At 60.1% G+C, this 23083-nt stretch carries 22 protein-coding genes; 6 read left to right on the plus strand and 16 right to left on the minus strand.

Annotated features, from left to right (window positions below; genetic code table 11):
• Positions 1 to 58 precede the first annotated feature (58 nt).
• On the plus strand, positions 59 to 1726 hold the full coding sequence (gene ettA, locus BLV81_RS09025; RefSeq protein ID WP_092354564.1) for an energy-dependent translational throttle protein EttA: 1668 nt from the start codon (positions 59 to 61) through the stop codon (positions 1724 to 1726).
• 67 nt (positions 1727 to 1793) lie between these two features.
• On the opposite strand, the gene BLV81_RS09030 is transcribed toward ettA, so the two are convergent.
• The 4 genes from BLV81_RS09030 to BLV81_RS09045 all read right to left on the minus strand — a co-directional run bounded on the left by BLV81_RS09030 (position 1794) and on the right by BLV81_RS09045 (position 5706).
• Entirely contained in the window at positions 1794 to 2372 is a 579-nt protein-coding gene (locus BLV81_RS09030) for a DUF4337 domain-containing protein (RefSeq protein WP_092354565.1), read from the minus strand.
• A gap of 309 nt (positions 2373 to 2681) precedes the next feature.
• Positions 2682 to 3734 (minus strand): type II asparaginase, encoded by a 1053-nt coding sequence (locus BLV81_RS09035; protein WP_092355039.1) that lies wholly within the window; start codon positions 3732 to 3734, stop codon positions 2682 to 2684.
• A gap of 332 nt (positions 3735 to 4066) precedes the next feature.
• Positions 4067 to 4918, minus strand: coding sequence for a mechanosensitive ion channel family protein (locus BLV81_RS09040; RefSeq protein WP_092354566.1), 852 nt, complete (start codon positions 4916 to 4918; stop codon positions 4067 to 4069).
• Between the two features lie 176 nt (positions 4919 to 5094).
• Positions 5095 to 5706 carry an OmpW/AlkL family protein gene (locus BLV81_RS09045; protein WP_092354567.1) on the minus strand — a complete coding sequence of 204 codons (612 nt, stop codon included), beginning with the start codon at positions 5704 to 5706 and terminating at the stop codon, positions 5095 to 5097.
• A 204-nt stretch (positions 5707 to 5910) separates the two neighbouring features.
• Here BLV81_RS09045 and hisC point away from each other — a divergent pair, with 204 nt between their 5' ends.
• The 4 genes from hisC to BLV81_RS09065 all read left to right on the plus strand — a co-directional run bounded on the left by hisC (position 5911) and on the right by BLV81_RS09065 (position 9796).
• Complete coding sequence (hisC, locus tag BLV81_RS09050; protein WP_092355042.1) at positions 5911 to 6999, plus strand: histidinol-phosphate transaminase; 1089 nt, start codon at positions 5911 to 5913, stop codon at positions 6997 to 6999.
• A 90-nt stretch (positions 7000 to 7089) separates the two neighbouring features.
• A complete protein-coding gene (locus BLV81_RS09055; RefSeq protein ID WP_092354568.1) occupies positions 7090 to 8250 on the plus strand; it encodes an MFS transporter in 1161 nt (386 codons plus the stop codon).
• A 65-nt stretch (positions 8251 to 8315) separates the two neighbouring features.
• Positions 8316 to 9071, plus strand: coding sequence for an META and DUF4377 domain-containing protein (locus BLV81_RS09060; RefSeq protein ID WP_176992806.1), 756 nt, complete (start codon positions 8316 to 8318; stop codon positions 9069 to 9071).
• Positions 9071 to 9796, plus strand: coding sequence for an alpha/beta fold hydrolase (locus BLV81_RS09065; RefSeq protein ID WP_369823846.1), 726 nt, complete (start codon positions 9071 to 9073; stop codon positions 9794 to 9796). The genes BLV81_RS09060 and BLV81_RS09065 overlap by 1 nt, the downstream gene beginning before the upstream one ends.
• Before the next feature lie 36 nt (positions 9797 to 9832).
• Here the strand turns inward: BLV81_RS09065 and BLV81_RS09070 are convergent, their stop codons facing one another.
• The 3 genes from BLV81_RS09070 to BLV81_RS09080 form a co-directional block, all read right to left on the minus strand.
• Entirely contained in the window at positions 9833 to 10792 is a 960-nt protein-coding gene (locus BLV81_RS09070) for an NAD(P)H-dependent flavin oxidoreductase (protein ID WP_092354571.1), read from the minus strand.
• A gap of 144 nt (positions 10793 to 10936) precedes the next feature.
• Positions 10937 to 11854: an MBL fold metallo-hydrolase gene (locus BLV81_RS09075; protein WP_092354573.1), complete on the minus strand. Its 918-nt coding sequence runs from the start codon at positions 11852 to 11854 to the stop codon at positions 10937 to 10939.
• Positions 11851 to 12087: a DUF1289 domain-containing protein gene (locus BLV81_RS09080; RefSeq protein WP_092354575.1), complete on the minus strand. Its 237-nt coding sequence runs from the start codon at positions 12085 to 12087 to the stop codon at positions 11851 to 11853. Before BLV81_RS09080 ends, BLV81_RS09075 begins: the two co-directional genes overlap by 4 nt.
• Before the next feature lie 226 nt (positions 12088 to 12313).
• Between BLV81_RS09080 and BLV81_RS09085 the strand changes: the two genes are divergently transcribed.
• Positions 12314 to 12718 (plus strand): hypothetical protein, encoded by a 405-nt coding sequence (locus BLV81_RS09085; protein ID WP_092354576.1) that lies wholly within the window; start codon positions 12314 to 12316, stop codon positions 12716 to 12718.
• Positions 12719 to 12778: 60 nt separating this feature from the next.
• Here BLV81_RS09085 and BLV81_RS09090 read toward each other — a convergent pair whose 3' ends face one another.
• The 9 genes from BLV81_RS09090 to BLV81_RS09130 form a co-directional block, all read right to left on the minus strand.
• Positions 12779 to 13267 (minus strand): YbaK/EbsC family protein, encoded by a 489-nt coding sequence (locus tag BLV81_RS09090; protein ID WP_092354578.1) that lies wholly within the window; start codon positions 13265 to 13267, stop codon positions 12779 to 12781.
• Between the two features lie 59 nt (positions 13268 to 13326).
• Positions 13327 to 14235, minus strand: a complete 909-nt coding sequence (locus BLV81_RS09095; RefSeq protein ID WP_092354580.1) for a hydroxymethylglutaryl-CoA lyase — start codon at positions 14233 to 14235, stop codon at positions 13327 to 13329.
• A 36-nt stretch (positions 14236 to 14271) separates the two neighbouring features.
• Positions 14272 to 15222, minus strand: coding sequence for a 2-hydroxyacid dehydrogenase (locus tag BLV81_RS09100; RefSeq protein ID WP_092354582.1), 951 nt, complete (start codon positions 15220 to 15222; stop codon positions 14272 to 14274).
• Positions 15223 to 15367: 145 nt separating this feature from the next.
• Positions 15368 to 17386, minus strand: coding sequence for an acetyl/propionyl/methylcrotonyl-CoA carboxylase subunit alpha (locus BLV81_RS09105; protein ID WP_092354585.1), 2019 nt, complete (start codon positions 17384 to 17386; stop codon positions 15368 to 15370).
• Between the two features lie 20 nt (positions 17387 to 17406).
• Positions 17407 to 18453 (minus strand): biotin synthase BioB, encoded by a 1047-nt coding sequence (bioB, locus tag BLV81_RS09110; RefSeq protein ID WP_092354587.1) that lies wholly within the window; start codon positions 18451 to 18453, stop codon positions 17407 to 17409.
• Between the two features lie 39 nt (positions 18454 to 18492).
• A complete protein-coding gene (gene bioD / locus BLV81_RS09115; protein ID WP_092354590.1) occupies positions 18493 to 19233 on the minus strand; it encodes a dethiobiotin synthase in 741 nt (246 codons plus the stop codon).
• Positions 19226 to 20605 (minus strand): adenosylmethionine--8-amino-7-oxononanoate transaminase, encoded by a 1380-nt coding sequence (gene bioA, locus BLV81_RS09120; RefSeq protein WP_092354593.1) that lies wholly within the window; start codon positions 20603 to 20605, stop codon positions 19226 to 19228. The genes bioD and bioA overlap by 8 nt, the downstream gene beginning before the upstream one ends.
• Positions 20598 to 21782, minus strand: coding sequence for an 8-amino-7-oxononanoate synthase (bioF, locus tag BLV81_RS09125; RefSeq protein WP_092354595.1), 1185 nt, complete (start codon positions 21780 to 21782; stop codon positions 20598 to 20600). Before bioF ends, bioA begins: the two co-directional genes overlap by 8 nt.
• Positions 21775 to 23046 carry a cytochrome P450 gene (locus BLV81_RS09130; RefSeq protein WP_092354598.1) on the minus strand — a complete coding sequence of 424 codons (1272 nt, stop codon included), beginning with the start codon at positions 23044 to 23046 and terminating at the stop codon, positions 21775 to 21777. Before BLV81_RS09130 ends, bioF begins: the two co-directional genes overlap by 8 nt.
• Positions 23047 to 23083 lie beyond the last annotated feature (37 nt).

The following is a 23083-nucleotide window of genomic DNA, read 5'->3' on the forward strand; positions in this document are numbered from 1 at the left end:
GGCTCCTTATTTGCTGCTCGCCTATTCATCGCATTTCTTTTTATTATCATCGCTACTCATGGCCCAATACGTCTACACAATGAACAAGGTCGGCAAGATCGTGCCGCCCAAACGTCAAATCCTGAAAGATATCTCGCTGTCGTTCTTCCCCGGCGCCAAAATCGGCGTGCTGGGCCTGAACGGTTCCGGCAAATCGACTTTGCTGAAAATCATGGCCGGTATCGATAAGGATATCCAGGGCGAAGCGGTGCCTATGCCTGGCTTGAATATCGGTTACCTGCCGCAAGAACCGCAGCTCGATCCGGAACAAACGGTGCGTCAAGCGGTCGAGGGCGGGCTGGGCGAAGCATTTGAGGCGCAGGCCAAACTGGACGCCGTATACGCCGCCTACGCGGAAGAGGATGCAGACTTTGACGCGCTGGCAGCGGAACAGGCAAGACTTGAAGACATCCTTGCCACCGCCGGCGACGGCAATCTCGATCTGCAATTGGAAATGGCCGCCGACGCCTTGCGCCTGCCGCCATGGGACGCCAAGATCGGCATCCTCTCCGGTGGTGAAAAGCGCCGCGTGGCGCTGTGCCGCTTGCTGCTGTCGAAACCCGACATGCTGCTGCTGGACGAACCGACCAACCATCTGGATGCCGAATCGGTCGAATGGCTGGAGCAATTCCTGCAACGCTTCCCCGGCACCGTGGTCGGCATCACCCATGACCGCTACTTCCTCGACAACGCCGCCGAATGGATCCTGGAGCTGGACCGCGGTCACGGCATTCCCTGGAAAGGCAACTACAGCTCATGGCTGGAGCAAAAGGGCGATCGCCTGAAACAGGAAGAAGCGACCGAATCGTCACGCCAGAAAACCATCGCCAAGGAACTGGAATGGGTACGCCAGAATCCCAAGGGCCGCCAAGCCAAGAGCAAGGCGCGGCTGGCGCGCTTCAATGAACTGAGCGAACACGAATACCAGAAGCGCAACGAGACCCAGGAAATCTTTATCCCGGTCGCCGAGCGCCTGGGCAATGAAGTGATCGAATTCAAGAATGTGTCGAAATCGTTCGGCGACCGCATGCTGATCGACAACCTCAGCTTCCGTATTCCAGCGGGCGCCATTGTCGGCATCATCGGCCCTAACGGCGCCGGTAAATCGACGCTGTTCAAGATGATCACCGGCAAGGAACAGCCGGACAGCGGCGAGGTGGCGCTCGGTACAACCGCGCGGGTATCGATAGTCGACCAGTCGCGCGACTCCTTGTCGGACCAGAAAACCGTGTTTGAAGACGTCTCCGGCGGCGCTGACATCCTCACCGTCGGCCGCTTTGAAATGCCGTCGCGCGCCTACCTGGGCCGCTTCAACTTCAAGGGCGGCGACCAGCAAAAGATCGTCGGCAACCTGTCCGGCGGTGAACGCGGCCGCCTGCATCTGGCCAAGACCCTGCTGCAAGGCGGTAACGTGTTGCTGCTGGATGAACCGTCCAACGATCTCGACGTCGAAACCTTGCGCGCGCTGGAAGACGCCTTGCTGGAATTCGCCGGCAGCGTGATGGTGATCAGCCATGACCGCTGGTTCCTGGACCGTATCGCCACCCACATCCTGGCGTTTGAAGGGGAATCGCAAGTATCGTTCTTCGACGGCAACTACCAGGAATATGAAGCCGACAAGCGCAAGCGCCTGGGTGAGGAAGGCGCCAAGCCTAAGCGGATTCGCTACAAGCCTGTCACGCGTTAATTGGATTGAAACGAAAAAAGACGGAAAGCGCAGTGCGCTTTCCGTCTTTTTTCATAGTCTCTCACTTTTAAATATGCAGCCAGGCCAGCGTCCCCAGCACCACGCTGACCGCCCCCGCGCCATACGCCATTTTTTTCAGCCACTCCTTGCGCGTCAGCAGCGTAATCGCCGCCAGCGAGATGGCAATCTGGATCGCCGTCATTGCCTGCGCCCAGCGGTGATGCTGATGCAATACCAACTCAGATTTTTCATCCCATGCGCTAGCCTCGGCTTCGAGTGCCTCGGCTTTTTTCTGCACGACTTCCTTCTCACTCTTGTAACGCTGCGCTTCGGCGGCGTAATGCGCCGCATCGACGCCGGGAATATGGGTCGCCAGCTCAGCCAGGTTTTGCCGGCTGGATTTGGCCTGGTAGTAATTCCACTGGTTGGACGCTTCGGTTTTCTTGATCGCGGCATTGTTCTTGTTCATCGCCGCTTCGCTTTCAGTGGAGCCGGCCTGATAGCTGAACATGGCGCCGACGGTCGCCAGGATGGCCGTCATCACCGCGATCTTGCCGGCGAAACTATCGCCGCTGCCATGGGCATGTTCAGTAACGTGTTCCAGATGCTGCTCGTGCGGGCTAGGGACTTCGAATTCTTCGGACATAGGCTTTGATTTTTAAAAGTTACCAAATGAAGCAACGATTGTAACCGCCCGTGAATTAAACGCTAGAGGCCTTATACCAACAGATAACTATTTATTAAATTGCTCTTGGGAAAGAATTCATAGTCGATTTCTATCGGAGCGAAAGGTTTGGCGTCTTGGCCAACGTTGTATAGGGACTCGCGCTCAACGCTTGTAGTGGCGCCGGCACATATGCAGCGAAAACCAGCCTGAAAATAAAAAAACCAGCTAAATCACAGACTTGATTTAGCTGGCCTTTTATTGTTTATAAGCTATGTCATGCAAACATGATCAGTAGGTATAAAACATGCGCTGGATTTCTTTGGTGTTGTTGGTCTTGGTGAGCGCCAGCATCAGCAGGATGCGTGCTTTTTGTGCATTCAGCGTATCGGACACCACGAAATCGAGCTCATCGTCGTTGGCTTCACCGTTGCGGGCAACGATGCCCTGGCCGACGCGGCTGGCGCGAACAATGATCACGCCCTTCTTGCGTGCTTCGACCAGCGGCGTTTTCATCTGCGCCGCAATGCTGCCGTCGCCGACGCCAGCCTGGACGATGCCTTTGGCGCCCGAAGCAACTTGCGCGTCGAGCGCAGCGCGGGTCATGTTGGCGTAGCCGTAGATGATGTCAACTTGCGGCAGCACATCCAGCTTGCTGACGTCGAATTCGGTATCGACCGTGTTCTTGCGCGTCGACTGCCGGTAGAAGTGCGCCTTGCTGCCCTGGATATAACCCAGCATGCCGAGTTCGGTCGACTTGAAGGTGTCGGTGGTCGAGGTGTTGGTCTTGGTCACTTCGCGTGCCGCGTTGATCTGATCGTTGAGCGAAACCAGTACGCCCTTGCCGATCGCATCTTTGCTGCCGGCCAGCAGGACCGCGTTGTACAGGTTGATCGGGCCATCGGCCGAGATCGCGGTCGAAGGGCGCATGGCGCCGACGATCACCACCGGCTTGCGGCTCTTGACGGTCAGGTCGAGGAAATAGGCGGTTTCTTCGATGGTGTCGGTGCCATGGGTGATGACGATGCCGTCCACGTCCGGTTGCGCCAGCAAGGTGTTGACGCGCTTGGCCAGCTTCAGCCAATGATCGTTGGTCATGCTTTCGCTGGCGATCTGGAATACCTGTTCGCCTTTGACGTTGGCGACTTTCTTCAACTCCGGCACTGCAGCGATCAGCTTTTCGACGCCGACGGTGGCTGAGGTGTAGCCGACCGTGGTGGTGCTGTCGGCGCCGGTGCCGGCGATCGTGCCGCCGGTTGCCAGGATCATCACGTTAGGCAGCTTGGCCTGGTTGTCTTGCGCATGCGCCACGGAGGTGGCGAGCAATAAGGCGCTGAACATCATCACCGCGTAGGAATTGAATGTGCGGTTGAGGGAGCGCAGTGCGAATGTGCGGGTGGTAGACATAAATCTCCTGATTTTGTTGGTAGTTGTGGACCGCAAGCCAGGCTCAACTCAAACTCAAACTCAAACTCAAACCCGGAAGCGGCCACGCGGCAGTTCAACATTCGGGAATGCGCCGCCGCGCAGCGGAACTGTAACGAAAGTTGGCAAAGCGATCTAATGCCATCTATGCATAGGTTTATGCATAATTATTATAGGCTTCTGTCCGGCAAGCATGGACTTGCCAGATCGACCTCATTGCAAAAAAAAATAATTAGCAAAAAGCGGGCCAATCAAGCTGCAATCGTGGTTTCCGCTTCGCGCGTGATCAGCAATTCACGCGTCGGAAACGGGATCGTGCAATTTACCGCTGACAGCGCAGCCTGCACATTTTGTGCAATCGACCAGCGCACCGCCCAGTATTCGGAGGTGCTGGTCCAGGCTCGCAGATTCAGCATGACCGCACTTTCGGCATGATCGGTAACGACCACGAGCGGCGCCGGCGTCGCCAGGATCCGCTCGTCCGCCAGCAACAGTTTCCGCAACGCTTTCATCGCAACCGCTGGATCATCCTTGTAACTGATGCCGATCGGCATATCGATGCGGCGCGTGTTGTTGCGGCTATAGTTGGTCAGGGCGCTATTCCACAGCTGATTGTTCGGCGCGAACAGGCAGATGCCGTCAGCCTTGGTCAGCTTGGTTGCAAACAAGCCGATTTCATCGACGGTGCCTTCAATGCTGCCATTCGAGATGTATTCGCCGACCTGGAACGGCCGCAGGAACAGCAGCATCATGCCGGCCGCTATGTTTTGCAAAGTCCCCTGCAAGGCCAGGCCGATCGCCAGGCCGGCGGCGCCCAGGACGGCGACAATACTGGCGGTCTGCACGCCGAACTGGCCAAGCACGGCGACCAGCGTGATCAGGCGTATCAGCCACAGCAACACGCTGCGCAGCACCGGACGCAAGGTGGCGTCCAGGCTGGCGCGCGTCATCACCCGGTCAAGCGCATTGGCGAAACGCGACGACAGCCACCAGCCGACCGCCAGCGTGATGATGGCCAGCACAGCGTTGAGGCCGTAGTGCAAGGACGATTCAAGAAGAAAATTCCAGATCGAAGAGAATTGGTTGGCGGCTAGTATATTCAAGGGCGGGCTCCTGTAACGCAAATGAAATAGCGCGGACCTGGTCCGCGCGTTGAGCCCTCTATGTTACCAGCAGCCCCAAAAAAAACGCGCCAGGCAGTTTCATGCCCGGCGCGCAACAGCCAGTGTAAAGACTGAGGAGACAATCGATTTTTAAACGGCAGGCAAGCAAATCCTGCTTAGAAACGGTAACCGACACCCATGCCGATCAACCACGGATCGATCTTGACGCGACTGATTTTTTCGCCTCCGGCGTAGACATCGCTGCGAATCTGCAGTTTTTTCAGATCCAGATTCAAGGACCAGTTTTTATCCAGCTTGTAATCAAGACCGGCCTGCAATGCCAGACCCCAGCTGCTGTGATCCAGGCTGCCTGCGCCATTCAGCAGATCGACGCTGGAAATGCGCGTGTAGTTAAGCCCGGCGCCAAGATAGGGACTGAACTGCGCTTGCGGCAGGAAGTGGTATTGCATCGTCAGCGTCGGCGGCAAATGCTTGAACGTGCCGATTTTTTTTCCATCCAGCGCAACATCCTGCTTCTGCGGATAAGTCAAGACCAGTTCGGCCGCCCAGTTTGGCGTAAAGAAGTAGGAAATATCGACTTCCGGTATGGTCTTGTCATTGACATGCAAACGATCGGATGCGCCGACGCCGCCAATCGGATCCGAATGGTCCGCAGGTTTCAGGTATGCGGCGCGCACGCGTACCTGCCAGGGACTTTCTTGCGCCATGGCGTCCCCAACCACAAAACCCAGTGCCAATAACGTTGCCAACAATGCTGATTTCTTCATTTTCCATTCCTATATAGTCCATGTCGGCTTGCACTTTAAGGGGATGCGCCTGAATTTACTTTGATATAAATCAAGTCAATGCCAGAGTCCGGTACACCGGTAATTTCAGCGGCAGCAGCCAGACCGCGCCGGGTTTGCTACCATATGGCTTATTCGCCCTATCTTATACGCCTGGCTGTAGCCCTTACCTTCTTTAGCGACACAATGAGCAAATTCTGGAGCCCCATCGTCAGCCGCCTGACGCCTTACACCCCCGGCGAACAACCCAAGCTGAGCAAGCTGGTCAAGCTCAATACCAATGAAAATCCCTATGGTCCGTCGCCGCTGGCGCTGGCGGCCATGAGCGCCGAACTGGGCGACAACCTGCGGCTGTATCCCAATCCGGATGCCGAGCCGCTGAAACTGGCGCTGGCCGAACAACATGCCGCGCACGGAATCACGCCGGCCCACGTGTTTGTCGGCAACGGTTCCGACGAAGTGCTGGCGCATGCCTTCCAAGCCTTGCTGCAGCATGAGCAAGCGATCCTGTTCCCGGACATCAGCTACAGTTTTTATCCGACCTATTGCGGCTTGTACCAGATCGCCCATCGGCTGGTGCCGCTGGCCGAGGACTTTACGCTGCGGGTTGACGATTACCTGAACACCGCCGCCGGCGGCATCATTTTCCCGAATCCGAACGCCCCTACCGGCTGCCTGCTGCCCTTGGCCGAAGTGGAAAGGCTGGTGGCCGGCCAGCCCGACTGCGTGGTGATCGTGGATGAGGCCTACGTCGACTTCGGCGGCGACAGCGCGATTCCGCTGGTGGCGCGCTACCCCAATCTGCTGGTGGTGCAGACCTTGTCCAAATCGCGTTCGCTGGCCGGTTTGCGGGTCGGCTTTGCGATCGGCCAGCCAGACCTGATCACGGCGCTGGAACGGGTCAAGAACAGCTTCAACTCCTATCCGCTGGACCGCATGGCGATTGTCGGCGCTACCGCGGCGATCAAGGACCAGGCGCACTTTGACAAGACCCGGCTGGCAGTCATGGCTAGCCGCCAGCACCTGGTTAGCGGCTTGACGACGCTCGGCTTCGACGTGCTGCCGTCGGCCGCCAACTTCGTGTTTGCGCGCCATCCACGCCACGATGGCGCCAAGCTGGCAGCCCGCCTGCGCGCCGACGGCATCATCGTGCGCCATTTCAGCAGTGCCCGCATTGCCCAGTTCCTGCGCATCACGGTGGGTACCGACCAGGCTTGCCAGGCGTTGCTGGATGCTTTGCAGACCCATCTGCAAGACATGCCTGCCGACTTCTGATCGTCCAGGACCATGGCTGACGACTCGCCGTCAGCCATGGTCATCCTCTGCAGTCTGTGCAATCCGCGCAAGCCATCAATCTCTCTCGCAATGCCCAACTCGATCGCAACACCGGCCGCCGTCCCCATCGTCATTACCCGCATGCGTCGGGCGGCGCTGCCGCTGCTGTTCCTGTTGCTGGGCGTGATCTATGCCAGCTGGGTCTCGCGCATCCCGGCGTTGCGCGATAGCCTGCAACTGGATCCGGCCGGCCTCAGCCTGTTCCTGCTGGGCGGCGGCATTGGCGCAGTCGGCTCATTTCCACTGGCGGCATGGCTGGTGGGCCATTACGGCGCGCGCCGCGCCAGCTGGTATGCCGGCCTGCTGCTGTTGATCGCCATCCCCTGCCTGGCGTTGGCGCCCACGCTGCCGCTGCTGATGCTGGCGATGCTTTGCCTGGGCGTTTGCTCCAGCTGCTTCAATGTAGCAATCAACGCACTCGGCGCAGCAGCCGAGCAACGCGCCGGGCGCTCGATCATGTCGCAGCTGCACGCCTGGTTTTGCGTCGGCACCTTGTCCGGCGCCTTGCTCGGCAGCGCCGTTGCCGGCATGGGGATCACGCCATTACTGCACTTCAGCCTGATCGCCGCCTGTGTGGCGATTCCGCTGCGGCTGTGCTACCGCGCTTTGCCGAATGACCGGCCGCAATATATCGCCGGCACAAAACACTTTGCATTGCCGCACGGCCCGCTGATTGCGCTCGGCGTGGTGGCCTTCGGCGGCGCGATCGTCGAGGGCTCCGTGGCCGACTGGAGCGGGGTCTACATGAAGGACCGCTTGCTGGCCGGCGACGGCGTGGCGCCGCTGGCCTTTGCGTTCTTTGCCGGCATGATGCTGCTGACGCGCATCATCGGCGACAAGCTGAAAGAAGCGTTCGGTGCGCGCCGTGTGGTCGCCGGCGGCGCCTTGACGGCGGGTATCGGCATGCTGATCGCGTTACTTGTCACTCAAATCCCGTTCGCCATCGCCGGCTTTGCGCTGACTGGCGTCGGCGTCGCCACCATCTTCCCCTTCATCTTCAGCGCCGCCGGCCGCCACGGCCCGACCGCGCTGGCCGGCGTCACCACCATGGGTTATACCGGCGGCCTGATCGGGCCGCCGCTCATCGGCTTTCTGGCGCACGGCTTCGGACTGCCCGCGGCCTTGTCGCTGGTCGGCGTGCTGTGCATTGCGGTGGCGCTGGCGGCCAGCCGCGCCAGATGGCTGGAATAGAACCCACTTCATTACGCTAAAATATGCGCCTGCGTTTGTACGCCAACCCTTTGCATGGAATCTCTATGACGCTCACCTCGCATACAGCGCTTCCCCGTTGCCTGATCCGCTGCCTGGCGCTCGGCGCCGCTGCCGGCCTGACCCTGGCGGCCTGCGCCGGCGCTCCGCCGCAACCGACGGCTGACAACGATGCAGCACTCGCGGCATCGCACTGGGAACTGACGCACTGGACCGGGCACAGCGTGCCGCATGGCGACAACGGCGAGCCGGTGATCTTGAATTTCGCTCAGGAAAATGGCAAGGGAAGAGTCAGCGGCCGTGCCGGCTGCAATCAGTTCTCGGCGCCCTACTCGATACGCGCGACCGGCCAGCTGACGATCGTCCAGGCGGTGACAACCCGCATGGCCTGCCCCGGACCGGCAATGCAATTCGAAGCCGCCTTCCTCGACCAGCTGCAAGCGGTGAATCAATACAAGATCGACGGCCAGCAGATGGAAATGAAAACCCTGGATGGTCAAACCCTGCGTTTCCATGCGCGCGAAAAGCCGGGCGCCGCGGCGCAAATCAAGTTCATCTATGTCGCATCGCAAAAAGTGGCTTGCAGCGCCGGCGCGATGCGCACCACCTGCCTGCAGATCCGCGAGCGCAAGGAAGATCCGTGGCAGCTCTGGTACGGCAACATCCAGGGGTTCAATTTTGAGCCCGGTATCGCTTACCGGCTGCGGATTCTGGAAGAGCAGGTCGGCAACCCGCCAGCCGACGCCAGCGCCATCAGATGGACCCTCGACATGGTAGTGGAACAGGAAGTGGTGAAGAAATAATGATGCAGTCTGTCAAGCACGATCGCAGCTTGCCCCAGCTGTTGCTGCTGCCCGGCTTCATGCTGGATCACACCCTGTGGGACGATATGCGCGACGGCCTGGCGCAACTGGGCCAGCTGCATTTCGGCGATCTCGGCCAGGATGATTCGATCAGCGCGATGGCTGCGCGCGTCTTGCAGAACGCCCCGCCGCGCTTCGTCCTGATCGGTTTTTCGATGGGCGGCTACGCGGCGCAGGCGATCATGCAGCAGGCGCCGGAACGGGTGATCGCGCTGGCCTTGCTGAATACCTCGGCGCGCCAGCAGGATCCGCGTGAAATTGCCGGCAACCGGATGCAACTGGAGCTGGCCAGGCAAGTGCCGTTCAAGGGTTTGACCAGCCGCGCGCTGGGATCGTCGCTGCATCCGGATCGCGCCCATGAGCGGGTGCTGCTGGATCGTCTGCAGGCGATGGCGCTGCGTAACGGCAAGGAAGTCTTCATCCGCCAATTGTCGGCGCTGCGCAGCGATGGCTACGCCGAACTGGAAAACATCCGCTGCCCGACGCTGATTGTCGCCAGCAGCAACGACCGGCTCAGCAGCATCGCCGAAGCTCAGCTGATGGCGGCCCGGATTCCTGCCGCCGGCATGGTGGTGATCGAGGACTGCGGCCACATGACGCCGCTGGAAAAGCCGGCGCAACTGTCACAGATTTTGTCCGATTGGCTGACAGCCGTCCTCATCTAGGTCTTGCGTGGACATTGATGCCCACGCCGTACTGAATTACAGTGCCAGACGCTGGCGCGCAGCCTGATATTCAGTCTGCAAACGACCGACCATCTGCGCCACGCTCGGCACGTCATCCATCAGACCGACGCCCTGGCCGGCGCCCCAGATATCGCGCCAGGCTTTGGCGCCGCTGCCGCCCGAACCGAAATTCATCTTCGATTTATCGGCTTGCGGCAAATTCTCAGGATCGAGGCCGGCATTCACGATGGATTTTTTCAGGTAGTTGCCATGCACACCGGTGAACAGATTGGTGTACACCACGTCGGCCGCCGTCGATTCCACAATCGCCTGGCGATAGGCATCGTCGACATGGGCTTCCTTGGTCGCCAGCCAGCGCGAACCGATGTAGGCGAAATCGGCGCCCATCGCTTGCGCAGCCAGGATCGCGTCGCCGGTGGCGATTGCGCCAGACAGGGCGATCGGTCCCTTGAAGAATTTACGTACTTCACCCACCAGCGCAAACGGCGACAAAGGCCCGGCATGGCCGCCGGCGCCGGCGGCCACCAGGATCAGGCCGTCGACTCCAGCTTCCAGCGCCTTTTGCGCATGGCGGATCGAAATTACGTCATGCAGCACGATGCCGCCGTAGCCATGGATCGCATCCATCATTTCCGGCGGCGGCGCGCGCAGGCTGGAGATGATGATCGGCACCCGATGCTTGACGCAGACGGCGACGTCATGCGCCAGGCGGTCGTTCGATTGATGGACGATCTGGTTGACCGCGATCGGCCCGATTTTTGCGTCAGGATGCTCCGCCTTGTAAGCAGCCAGTTCCGCCTGCAAATCCGTCAGCCAGACATCCAGCAATTCCGCCGGACGGGCGTTCAGGGCCGGGAACGAACCAACGATGCCTGCCTTGCATTGCGCAGCGACCAGGGCCGGGCCGCTGGCGATGAACATCGGCGAACCTATCACGGGAAGGCTCAGGTTTTGCAACGCAACGGGCAATGCCATAACAACCTCTTGTATTGGGGATGAAGAGTTTGATTATAGGGGGAAAAGGAGAATGAAAAAGTACGATCGTGCTAGATTTTGTCCTCTAAAACCCGGCCGGAATCCTGCCTGCCATTGCCTGTCAGCCGAGCGTCGGGGACCGGCTTAATGCCGGTTGTATAAGAAACCGTCACGTATTTCAGCTGCCCCGGCGCGCAGCAGTTGCGCTACAGCCCACTCGCTCAGGTCGGCTACGCTGCGCTGCAGATAGCGCCGGTTGGCGGCCGCCGCCAAAGGCAGGCTGGCCAGCATGGCCGGCACTTCGGTCAATTTGATCTGTTGCCGTTCCAACAGCAAGAACTTGAGCAAAACCTTGATGGCATTCTGCGCGTTGCGCTGCGGATCGGCAGCCAGATAGGCGAGTCGTGAGAAGGCCGTATCGAGCGCCGCAGCGACGCCGCTGAATGGAGCGCCATGGCCCGGAATCACCAGGCGCACGTCCAGCGTGGCGATCAATTCCAGCGTCGCCCGCGCTTCGGCAAAACCTGATTCGCCATCCAGTTCCGGAAAGATCACGCCGAAACCGTTTTCCCATAAAGCATCGGCGGAAATCAGGATGCCGTGCTCCTGGCAATAAAAAATCAGGGAATGCGGATCGTGGCCGGCTGCCGCCAGCACCTGCCACTGCATGTCGCCGAGCGTCAGCTGGTCGCCCGCTTGCAAGGTATCGTCGAAACTGAAAGGCGCACATTGCTGGCCGGTGCCGTTGTAACTCAGCGCATCCCGGTCCCAGCTGCGTACCTGCGCGGCCTGCCCGGCCGGAATCGATGTATGGCAGCGCCAGGCTTGCTGCAAAGCTGCGTTGCCGCCGCAATGATCGGAATGCAGATGCGTGTTCAGCAAGCGGTCCAGCGGCCTGCCTTGCAAGCCGTGCGCCACCAGCGCCACGGTTTGCGCCGCATGGTTCAGGTAGCCGCTGTCGACCAGCGCCGTTTGTTCGCGGCCCAGGAACAGGATGTTGTTGGAAGACAGCCAGCCGCGTTCCAGCACGCGCATGCTCGGCGGCAAATGCGGCGCCGTCATGCTGCCGCCCGCCGTCGCTGGATATGCTGCCAGATGCCACGCTTCTGCTCATCGCTGGCGCAGCTCCATGCGGCAATTTCATCCAGGGTGCGCAGGCAGCCGTCGCACAGGCCGCTGGCTGCGTTCATCACGCACACGTTGATGCAGGGCGATGCCCTGTAATCAGGACTGGCGTCGTCAGCGCTCCCGCATAGCGCTTGCTCTTGCTGCAAGCCGGAGTGTTCGAGTTGCATGTTTTTCACTATACCCCGAAATATTCTGCTGGTTATCGTTGCCATAATACGCGACACTGCCTGCTGAGAAGCATCGATGTGCATCGGCTAAAAAGGTGTAAAATAAATTCCGCCAAGCAACTAAGTTTCTATTAAGGCTGAACGCTACAATCGAAGCAAGAAGCGATTCATTATTGTCTAAAGAGTGGTAAATCCGGCTCGGCAGCCCCCCTTTTTTGGAGGCGTTATGGACGCAATTCCATTCGAAAAAGTCTCAGTCTCAGAAGCAAAAGCCATACTTGATAAAGATCTGCAGCGCAGACAAGAAAAAAATTGGGAGCATCTGCGCCGGATGCTAGGGCCTGCCGATTTGAATTTGCAGGCGCAGACATATAACTGGCTGATATCGCTGCCCACGGAAATCTGGCCCTTGTGGCTAATCAAACATTATCCGCGTATCGCTAACCGATTTGCCGAGGTTTGGCTGAGGCGTTCTGCCGGCGAGGAGCTGTTTGCCGAACTCTTGCTCGATCAAAGGGGGACGCGTAAAGGTTTTCCTGCAGAGGTATCGCGCGAGATCATGGCTTTGAAACTGCATTTCGATAAGGAGGCAGCCCCGGCCGCCAGCCAAGCGATACAGCAGGAAAAGTAAATAATATTGATTTTTTCAAGCTGCCCGAGCCGCGTCTGCAACCGGCCATGAGGCCATGGTTCAACGATCGGCCCGCAGCGCCACGTCGGCAACCGGCGCCGCGGTCATCGTTACCAGCTGCTGCGGCGTCAGGCTGAAGACCGCGTGCGGATGTCCGGCCGCAGCCCAGACGCTGCCAAGCTCCAGCAAATCCTGATCTATCAGCATCACCGTTTTGCCGAGGTGACCGATAGGGCAAACGCCGCCGATGGCATAACCGATACGCTCCCTGACGAAGCGCGCGTCCGCCTTCCCCAGCGGACCGACCAGCGCCGCCACCTTGGCCTCATCCACCCGATTGCTGCCGCTGGCCACCACCATCACGGCGGCGTCATCGCTCAAGCGCCTGAATACAATCGACTTGGCGATCTCGGCCACGCTGCAGCCGAGCCCGGCGGCGGCCTCGGCTGAGGTCTTGCCGGTTTCCGGCAACATGACGACTTGCCTGTCATGTCCCATTGCCGTCAGCAGATCGGCCACCCGTTGGGCGCTGTCAGGAAGTGGTTTCATTCGGATTTCATCTCGTTTTTCATTTCATTGAAAATTTTCTGATCTGATACTGCCTTAAATCAGCCTATGCGCTTGGCCGCGATGGCGTTGCCTGCGCGGCTGACCGCCTTGCGTCCGAGATGCGCCGAGATAAACTGCCCCGCATCGACTACCGCATCGAGATCGATACCGGTTTCGATGCCGAGTCCTTGCATAAGATACAGCACGTCTTCCGACGATACGTTGCCGGTCGCGCCCTTAGCATACGGGCAGCCGCCCAGGCCTGCAACAGACGAGTGGTAAATCGAAATGCCGACTTCCAGGCTGGCATAAATATTTGCCAAGGCCTGGCCATAGGTGTCATGGAAATGCCCCGACAGGCGCTCAATCGGAAATTCCTGCACCAGTCTTTGCATCACCGCATGCACCTTGTTCGGCGTGGCGACGCCGATGGTGTCGGCAATATCGATTTCGTCGCAGCCGAGGTCGCGCAAGCGATGCAGCACATCGACTACCGCATCTATGCTCACTTCGCCCTGGTACGGACAGCCGAAAGCGCAGCTGATGCTGCCGCGCAGACGCTTGCCCTCTTGCTTGGCGACATGCGCCACCTCACGGAAGCGTTCGATCGATTCGGCGATCGAGCAATTGATATTCTTTTGCGAGAACGCTTCCGATGCCGCGCCGAAGATCACCATCTCGTCGGCGCCGGCCGCCAGCGCCGCTTCCAAGCCTTTCATGTTGGGCACCAGAGCGGAATAGACGACTCCCGGCTTGCGCTGGATGGCAGCCATCACTTCACTGGAGCTTGCCATCTGCGGCACCCATTTCGGCGATACGAAGGAGGCGGCTTCGATGTTGACGAAGCCGGCGCTGGTCAACTGGTCGATCAGCGCTATCTTGACTGCGGCCGGGATGGTTTCCTTTTCATTTTGGAGGCCGTCGCGCGGGCCGACTTCGACGATTTTCACTTTGCTGGGGAATGTCATGTCATCACCTGTTTTTCAATACTTGATTCTCAAATTTCAATAGCCTTTGGTACGATCGACTACGCCGTTTACGCTCTGGCCATTTTCCAGCGCCAGTATCTTGTTGCGGATCTGCCGGACCGTGTCTACATCCACCGTCACAGCCGATATATGCGGCGTGATCGTGATGCGCGGCTCTAGCCAGAACGGGTGGGCTGGCGGCAAAGGTTCTTGCTCAAATACATCCAGTGTCGCGGCAGCGATTTGCCCTTCCTGGATCGATGCCAGCAGATCTGCCTCGACTACGTGGCCGCCGCGGGCCACATTGATCAGGTAAGCACCCTCTGCGCCGTCAGCGCCCTTTTGCAGTTTCTGCAGGTTTTGTCGATTCACGATGCCGCGCGTGGCATCAGTCAAAGGCAGGATGCACACCAGTACCCGCGATGCGCGCAGGAAAGCGTCGAGATCGTCGTCGCCGACAAAGCTGCGCACTCCCGGCAGGTGTTTCGGACTGCGGCTCCAGCCATTCAATGGAAACTCGAAATGCGCCAAGGCCTCGGCGATACGCGAACCCAGCACGCCCATGCCAAGAATGCCGATACTGAAATCGCGTTTGTCCGGCGCCGGCAATGGCCGCCATTCACCGCGCGCAGCTTGTTGCCGGTAAATGTCGTGACGGCCGAAATAACCCAGCACGGCATGCGTCACGTAATTTGCCATTTGCAGCGCCATGCCGCCGTCGTCGACCCGGATTAACGGCACGCCAGCGGGGAGCGCTGCGCCTAATTGCAGGATGGCGTCGACTCCGGCGCCGAGATTGAAGATGGCTTTGAGATCGTGGCGTCCCTGCAGCATGGCGGCGGGCGGGCGCCATACCAGCGCGTAATCGGCTGGGGCGTTGTCGCCTTCTTGCCAAAAGCGGATCTCTGCTTGCGGCAGTGCTGCGCCGAAGTCGGCTATCCAGTTTTCGAAGTCGGAACCTGGCGGTACGTAACACAGGAGTTTCACTATTTGTTCCTTAACGAATTTGTCTGCTACCTTTTGTACTCCGTGGTCCGTTAAGTGAGGTCAGAGCCGCGCGGGGAGTGTAATTTACGACGGTGAAGCTTGTCGTAAAAAAACTCTGACCCCATTTAACTAGATCTGCGATTCTTCAAGCCATCTTAAAGACCAGCAATTGGGCGGATTCGCTCACTTGGTCGCCTACGGCATACAACAGCTCCTCGACCAGGCCATCGGCCGGGGCGGCGATCGTATGTTCCATTTTCATCGCTTCCATGATCAGCAATGGTGCGCCTTTTTTTACCTGTTCGCCTTGCGTTACCAGCAGCGCGACGATCTTGCCTGGCATAGGCGCCGTGAGGCGGCCGCCTTCGGCTTCGCTGTCGCCGGCATGCAGCAGCGGATCGACATAACCCAGCGTGTGCTGGCTGCCGGCGTAAAACACGTGGAACTGTTCGCCTTCGCGCACTACGGTGCCGGCTACGGTTCTGTCGCCGAGGCTGATTTCGATGGCGTTGCCGTCTTGCTCCAGCACGGTCATCTGCTTGAAAGTCTGGGCGTCGAATTGCTCATGATGCAGCAACCAGCGGCCTGCCTCGTACGTGACGTCGAGCGGGCTGGCGTTGCCGTCGTCGACAAATGCGAGTCGACGTTGCAGGCTGCCGTTCAGGCGCCAGCCATCGGTATTGGTCCACGGATCGCTGCCGGCATTGTGGGCAGCATTGCGTTCCGACAGCAACAGCGACGCCGCCGCCAAAGCGAATACTTCGATCGCCACCGGAATAGCGGCGGGAAACAGGGTAGCGTGATGACGTTCGATCAGACCGGTGTCCAGATCCGCTTCGGAAAACGGCTTGCCGGCAATCAGGCGCTGCAGGAATTTGACATTGCTGGCGAGGCCGACGATCTGGTATTGCGCCAGCGCCTTCGCCATCGCAGCCAATGCTTGCTGCCGGTCCTGGCCCCAGACGATCAGCTTGGCGATCATCGGATCGTAAAACGGTGAAATCGCATCGCCTTGACGCACGCCGGAATCGATCCGGACGATGCTGGCGCCGGATTGGCTGACTTCGAACTCGGTGGCCGCCGGCGTGCGCAGATGGCGCAAGGTGCCTATCGACGGCAGGAAGCCCTTGTCCGGATTTTCTGCATAGATACGCGCTTCCAGCGCGTGGCCGCTCAGTGTCAATTGCTCCTGCCTGAGTGGCAACGGTTCGCCTGAAGCTACCCGCAACTGCCATTCGACCAGATCGAGGCCGGTAATCATTTCCGTCACCGGATGTTCTACCTGCAGGCGGGTGTTCATTTCCATGAAATAGAAAGAACCGTCCTGATTGGCGATGAATTCCACCGTACCGGCGCCGACATAACCGACTGCCTTGGCCGCCGCCACCGCCGCCTCGCCCATGGCGCGCCGGCGTTCCGGCGTCATGCCCGGCGCCGGCGCTTCTTCCAGCACTTTCTGATGGCGCCGCTGCACCGAGCAGTCGCGCTCGAACAGATAGACGCAATCGCCCTGGGTATCGGCAAACACCTGGATCTCGATGTGGCGCGGACGCGTCAGGTAACGTTCGACCAGCACTTTGTCATCGCCAAAGCTGTTGATCGCTTCGCGTTTGCAGGAAGCCAGCGCAGCCTTGAAATCGGCGCTTTGCTCGACAATGCGCATGCCCTTGCCGCCGCCGCCGGCGCTGGCTTTCAGCAACACCGGGTAAGTGATTTTATCGGCTTGCTGCTGCAAAAAATCGGCATCCTGGGTCGCGCCGTGATAACCGGGCACCAGCGGCACCTCGGCTTTTTCCATCAACTCCTTGGCGGCCGACTTCGAGCCCATCGCCGAAATCGCACTGGCGGGCGGGCCGATGAATACCAGGCCGGCCTTGGCGCAAGCTTGGGCAAACTGCGCATTTTCGGACAGGAAACCGTAGCCAGGATGAATCGCCTGCGCGCCGGTGGCCAGGGCCACCTCGATGATCTTGTCGGCGCGCAGGTAACTTTCCTTGGCCGCGGCCGGTCCGATCAGCACCGCCTCGTCACACACCGCAACGTGCTTGGCGCCGGCGTCGGCATCCGAATATACGGCCACGGTCTTGATGCCCATGCGCCGTGCTGTGGCTGCCACGCGGCAGGCAATCTCGCCGCGATTGGCAATCAGTATCTTGGTAAACATGCTGTCTCCCCCATTTATATTTATTGCGGTTGGGTATTGCTGTCGGCGGTAACTTCACAACGTGCATCGAATGCTGATGAACGCGAATGCATGCCGAGTTTTTCCAGCAGGGCGCGGTCTTCTTCCACTTCCGGATTGCCGGTGGTGAGCAGTTTGTCGCCATAGAAAATCGAATTGGCGCCGGCCAGGAAACACAGGGCCTGGATGGCGTCGCCCATTTGGCGGCGGCCTGCCGACAAACGCACGCGCGCCTTCGGCATGGTGATGCGGGCCACTGCCACCGTGCGTACGAATTCAAACAGGTCGAGCGGCGCGATGCCGTGCAAAGGCGTGCCTTCGACTTGCACCAGATTGTTCACCGGTACCGATTCCGGATACGGTTCCAGGTTTGCCAGTTGCGCCACCAGGCCGGCACGTTGCAGGCGCGATTCGCCCATGCCGACGATGCCGCCGCAGCAGACCTTGATGCCGGCGCCGCGCACGCTGTCGAGCGTATCCAGGCGGTTCTGGTAATCGCGGGTGGTGATGATGTCGCCGTAGATTTCCGGTGCGGTATCGAGATTATGGTTGTAGTAATCGAGGCCGGCGCCCTTCAGGCGCTCAGCCTGGCCTTCGCCCAGCATGCCCAGCGTGGCGCAGGTTTCCAGGCCCAGCGCCTTGACTTCGCGCACCATTTCTTCGACTTTTTCCAGGTCGCGGTCTTTCGGCTCGCGCCATGCGGCGCCCATGCAGAAACGGGTTGCGCCATGCGCCTTGGCTTGACGTGCGGCTTCCAGCACGGTGTCCAGCGGCAGGATTTTTTGCGCGGTGACGCCGGTGTCGTAACGTGCCGCTTGCGGGCAGTAGCCACAGTCTTCCGGGCAGCCGCCGGTCTTGATCGACAACAGCGTCGCCAGCTCGACTTCATTCGGGTCGAAATGTTCGCGATGCGTTTGCTGCGCCTTGAACAACAATTCGTTGAACGGCAGGTTGAACAGATCCAGCACGGTTTGCACCGGCCATTTGGCGTCGGCTGGCAGCACCATTGGCTTGGCGGCGGGCTGGAATGTAATTGGTTGCGATGACATGATCTGACTTCCTTTGTGTTGAGGGAATACGGTTAAGAGTTAGGTGTTGCCGGATGACGCAGGCCAACCCGGCAAACAGGAAAAATTCAAATGGCCGGCGGCGGCCTCGACCAGCGCCTTGGCGGGCAAGGCGTTCATGCGCGGCACGTGGCCCAGAAACGGCGCGGCTATGCGATTCTTCAACGCGGCGATGTTGGCATCGCCATTCAGCATGGCGGCGTCGACCGTGTTGGCAACCCAGCCGGCCAGCCGCAAACCGCGCGCGGCAATCGCTTCAACCGTCAGCAGTGCGTGGCTGATGCAACCCAGTCGCAAGCCGACCACCAGCACTACCGGCAAGCCGAGCTGCTGCGCCAGGTCGGCGGTGTCGTCGCTATCGTTGAGCGGCACGCGGAAACCGCCCACGCCTTCGACTACCACGGCGTCGGCCAGCGCGGCGAGCTGGCGGTAACAGGACAGGATATGCGCCAGTTCAATCGGCCGTTCTTCTTGCGCCGCGGCGATATGCGGTGCGGTCGCCTGGCGCAATAGAAACGGCGTAGTCAGTTCCTGCGGCAGCTGCACACTGGCCTCCGCCGCCAGAATATCGGCATCGTCGTTGTGCCAGGCGCCATCGCGCAATACGGCGCCGGCGGCGACCGGTTTCATGCCGGCGCTGCGCACGCCGGCTTTGCTCAGTCCGTGCAGCAAAGCGCCGGCGATCAGCGTCTTGCCGATTTCCGTATCGGTGCCGGCGACGAACCACGCGGCCTTTTGCGTCTTGGCGATAGCCTTAGTCATGTTCGATCACGCTCTCGAAAACCGCTGCAGTGCGGGTTGCCAGCAACTCGATCTCTTCGTCGTCGAGAATATACGGCGGCATCAGGTAGACGGTTTTTCCGATCGGCCGCAACAGCAATTCATGCTCCACCGCGCTGCTGAAAAACCGGCGTGAAAAGGTCGCTGCATGCGCCTTGCTGTCGATGACGGCATCAAACGCCCAGATCATGCCGCGTTGCCGGAAATGCTGCACTTTCGGATGCTGCGCCAAAGGCGCCAACGCGGCTGTAATCCGCTGCGCCCGCTGGCGATTGGCGTTGAGCACATCGTCTTCCTCGAAAATCGCCAGCGTCGCCAGCGCAGCGCGGCAAGCCAGCGGATTACCGGTGTAGGAATGCGAGTGCAGGAACCCGCGCGCCAGGTCGTTATCGTAGAACGCCTGATAGATTTCGTCGCGCGTCATCACCAGCGACAAAGGCAGGTAACCGCCGCTGATGCCTTTCGACAGACACAGGAAATCCGGCCAGATCGGCGCCTTCCCCGGCGCAGCCGCCTGTTCGGACGCGAAGAAAGTGCCGGTGCGGCCGCAGCCGACGGCAATCTCGTCAAAGATCAGGTGGACTTTGTAGCGGTCGCATAAAGCACGCAATTCGCGCAGATAAACCGGGTCGTGCATCGCCATGCCGGTGGCGCATTGCACCAGCGGCTCGATGATGATGGCGGCGATATGGCTGGAACGCTGCTGCAGTAATTTTTCCAGCGTTGCGGCGGCGCGATGGGCGACGTCGGCAGCGCTCTCGCCGTCGCGTGCGCCGCGCGCATCGGGCGACGCCACGACATGCGCCTGGCGCAGCAAGGGGCCATAGGCATCGCGAAACAAGGGGACATCGGTCACCGCCAGCGCGCCTATGGTTTCGCCGTGATAACTGCCTTTCAGGCACACGAATTCCTGCTTGTCGGCGTAACCGGCATTGCGCCAGGCATGGAAACTCATCTTCAAGGCGATCTCGACTGCCGAGGCGCCGTCGGACGCATAGAAACAATGGCCCAGCACATTGCCGGTGCGCGCCGCCAGCTGCTCCGACAACTGCACTACCGGTTCGTGCGTGAAGCCGGCCAGCATGGCGTGTTCGAGCTGATCGAGCTGATCCTTCAAGGCGGCGTTGATGCGTGGATTGGCGTGGCCGAACAGGTTGACCCACCAGGAGCTGATCGCATCCAGGTAGCGTTTGCCGTCGGCGTCATACAGCCAGGCGCCGCGGCCGCGGCTGACCGCGATCAGCGGCACCGATTCATGGTGCTGCATTTGGGTGCACGGATGCCAGACGCTGTTCAGGCTACGCTGAACCAGATCCGACTTTGGTGCAGGTGTAGCTGTACTATTTTTACGCAATTGTGTTCCTCACATGATTATCGGCCAGCACATGCAGTGCCTTGACCAGCTGATCTATTTGTTCGATGCTGTGCGCCGCTGACAGCGATATGCGCAGGCGCGCAGTGTCTTTCGGCACGGTCGGCGGCCGGATCGCCGGCACCCAGATGCCTTGCTCGCGCAGCCCGGCCATCAGGTCCAGCGCCAGCTGATTATCTTCAACGATCAACGCTTGCACCGGAGTCTCTGACGGCAGCAAAGGCCAAGGCAAGCTGGCCAGCCCGCTGCGCAGGCGCGCGGTCAAATCGCGCACGTGCTGTTGCCGCCAATCTTCGGTCTGCATCAGCTTGACCGCTGCCAGCAAAGCGCTCGCCAGCATGGGCGGACTGGCCGTCGTAAACACATAGGTGCGCGCCCGCTGCAGCAGCCATTCAATCAGCAGCGCGTCGCCGGCGACGAACGCGCCTGCCACTCCCGCCGCCTTGCCCAGGGTTCCCATATACAGGATGCGTTGCGACTGCATGCCGAAATGCGCCAGGCTGCCTCGTCCTTGCGGCCCCAGCACGCCGAAACCGTGGGCATCGTCGACCAGCAGCCAGGCATCGTATTTTTCGCACAGGGCCAGCAGTTCGGGCAACGGCGCGATATCGCCATCCATGCTGAAAACGCCATCGGTGACGATCAGCTTGCGCGGGTGGCCGCTCTTGGCCAGCAATTGTTCCAGCCTTGCCATATCGGCATGCGGGTAGATGCGGAACTGCGCGCCCGACAAGCGCGCACCGTCTATCAGACAGGCGTGATTCAGGCGATCCGAAAATACGATATCGCCCGGGCCGACCAGCGCCGGGATGGTTCCCATGTTCGCCATGTAGCCGGTCGAAAAATGCAGGGCGCGCGGCATGCCGACGAATTCCGCCAGCGCCAGTTCCAGTTCCTCGACTACGCTGGTGTGGCCGCTGATCAAGGCCGATGCACTGGCGCCGACGCCGTATTGATCGAGCCCCGCCTGCGCTGCAGCGCGCAGAGCCGGATGGTTCGCCAGGCCGAGATAATCGTTGCTGCAAAAAGCCAGGTATTGGCGGCCCTCGACATCCAGCAACGGCCCCTGCGGACCGTCGACGATGCGCCGCTTGCGCAGCAGTTTCTGCTCTTGCAGCGCAGCCAGCTGCGCGCGGATCTGGGTCAGCAGCTCAGGCATATTGGGCTTCCGCTAGTGTTGCTTGCACTGCCGCCGACGGCCGTGCAAATTTTAGCGACAGCTGGTTCAGGCTGCGATATACCGCGTTGCCGCCCCATGACTGGCTGTCGCCGGCCAACTGCAGTTGCGGCAAGCGCCGCATCACGCTGCGCATTGCGATTTCTGCTTCCAGATAGGTCAGCGTTGCGCCGATGCAGACATGCGGGCCATAACCGAAGGACAGATGGGCGCCCTGGTTGCGCGCGATGTCGAGCCGGTCCGGATCTGTGAATTTGGCGGGATCGCGATTGGCGGAGCCGATCAGCGGGATCACCAGATCGCCCTTTTTCATCAACTGGCCGTGCATCTCGACATCGACCTTGAGCCGGCGGCCGGTATATTGCACCGGGCTGTCGAAACGCAGTAATTCTTTTAAGGCGGACGGCAGCAGCGACGGCGTGCTTTGCAGAGCCTGCCATTGTTGCGGATGCTGCAACAGCGCCAGTATGCCGTTGCCGAGCAGGTTACGCGTGGTTTCATGGCCGGCGAACAGCAGCGTGCAGCACTGTGCCAGCAATTCCTTGGTGGTGATGATGCCGCCTTGGGCTTCGGCGCGTATCAGCTGGCTCATCAGGTCGTCGCCCAATGCTGCGCGACGCTGCGGCAACAGCTGGCGGAAATATTCGTTCATGGCGATCAGGCTGACCTGCGCCGCGCGGGCGATCTCCAGCGTCGGCGTCGGGCTGCCGATGAAGGCGGCGATATCGTCGGACCAGGCGACAAATTCGCTGCGGTCTTCGGCGGCGATGCCGAGCATGCTGGCGATCACCAGCGCCGGCAAGGGGCGGGCGAAATCGCGCATAAAGTCAAACTCAACAAATTGCCCGGACCCGCTGTCAGCGGCTTTAGCCAATACCCGGTCCAGCAGACGATCGACAATAATCTGGATCTGCGGCCCCAATTCCTGCAATGCCGCCGGTTTGAAACCGGCATTCATCACCTGCCGCAAACGGCTGTGCTGCGGCGCATCCACGAACAATAGCGAACGCGAAAAAATGCGTTTGAATTCGCGCAGTTCGGCCAACGCCCCCGGGCCGCTGCTATTGGCCCAGCCGCCGGCGCGGCGCACCGAGAAACGCGGATCGCGCAACACGCTGGCGACGTCGGCGTGGCCGGTCAGCAGCCAGGCGCCGCCGCAGAACTCAGGGCTCCAATGCAGCGCGCCTTCGGCACGCAGGGCGTGGTAGGCGGGGTACGGATCATTCAAAAAAGCTTCGTTAATCATTTGCCATCTCTTCCGACATTTAAATCTCTGCAAGGAC

The sequence above is a fragment of the Collimonas sp. OK242 genome (genome assembly GCF_900107095.1).
Classification (GTDB): domain Bacteria; phylum Pseudomonadota; class Gammaproteobacteria; order Burkholderiales; family Burkholderiaceae_D; genus Collimonas.

Bases quoted from the DNA above. Each gene is read 5' to 3' on its own strand.
- BLV81_RS09065 (WP_369823846.1), top strand. From the start codon at position 9,071: ATGATGCAGTCTGTCAAGCACGATCGCAGCTTGCCCCAGCTGTTGCTG.
- BLV81_RS09080 (WP_092354575.1), bottom strand. From the start codon at position 12,087: ATGCAACTCGAACACTCCGGCTTGCAGCAAGAGCAAGCGCTATGCGGG.
- BLV81_RS09045 (WP_092354567.1), bottom strand. From the start codon at position 5,706: ATGAAGAAATCAGCATTGTTGGCAACGTTATTGGCACTGGGTTTTGTG.
- BLV81_RS09130 (WP_092354598.1), bottom strand. From the start codon at position 23,046: ATGATTAACGAAGCTTTTTTGAATGATCCGTACCCCGCCTACCACGCC.
- BLV81_RS09105 (WP_092354585.1), bottom strand. From the start codon at position 17,386: ATGTTTACCAAGATACTGATTGCCAATCGCGGCGAGATTGCCTGCCGC.
- bioD (WP_092354590.1), bottom strand. From the start codon at position 19,233: ATGACTAAGGCTATCGCCAAGACGCAAAAGGCCGCGTGGTTCGTCGCC.
- BLV81_RS09075 (WP_092354573.1), bottom strand. From the start codon at position 11,854: ATGACGGCGCCGCATTTGCCGCCGAGCATGCGCGTGCTGGAACGCGGC.
- hisC (WP_092355042.1), top strand. From the start codon at position 5,911: ATGAGCAAATTCTGGAGCCCCATCGTCAGCCGCCTGACGCCTTACACC.
- BLV81_RS09060 (WP_176992806.1), top strand. From the start codon at position 8,316: ATGACGCTCACCTCGCATACAGCGCTTCCCCGTTGCCTGATCCGCTGC.
- BLV81_RS09070 (WP_092354571.1), bottom strand. From the start codon at position 10,792: ATGGCATTGCCCGTTGCGTTGCAAAACCTGAGCCTTCCCGTGATAGGT.
- BLV81_RS09090 (WP_092354578.1), bottom strand. From the start codon at position 13,267: ATGAAACCACTTCCTGACAGCGCCCAACGGGTGGCCGATCTGCTGACG.
- ettA (WP_092354564.1), top strand. From the start codon at position 59: ATGGCCCAATACGTCTACACAATGAACAAGGTCGGCAAGATCGTGCCG.
- BLV81_RS09085 (WP_092354576.1), top strand. From the start codon at position 12,314: ATGGACGCAATTCCATTCGAAAAAGTCTCAGTCTCAGAAGCAAAAGCC.
- BLV81_RS09095 (WP_092354580.1), bottom strand. From the start codon at position 14,235: ATGACATTCCCCAGCAAAGTGAAAATCGTCGAAGTCGGCCCGCGCGAC.
- bioB (WP_092354587.1), bottom strand. From the start codon at position 18,453: ATGTCATCGCAACCAATTACATTCCAGCCCGCCGCCAAGCCAATGGTG.
- bioF (WP_092354595.1), bottom strand. From the start codon at position 21,782: ATGCCTGAGCTGCTGACCCAGATCCGCGCGCAGCTGGCTGCGCTGCAA.
- BLV81_RS09030 (WP_092354565.1), bottom strand. From the start codon at position 2,372: ATGTCCGAAGAATTCGAAGTCCCTAGCCCGCACGAGCAGCATCTGGAA.
- BLV81_RS09035 (WP_092355039.1), bottom strand. From the start codon at position 3,734: ATGATGTTCAGCGCCTTATTGCTCGCCACCTCCGTGGCGCATGCGCAA.
- BLV81_RS09055 (WP_092354568.1), top strand. From the start codon at position 7,090: ATGCCCAACTCGATCGCAACACCGGCCGCCGTCCCCATCGTCATTACC.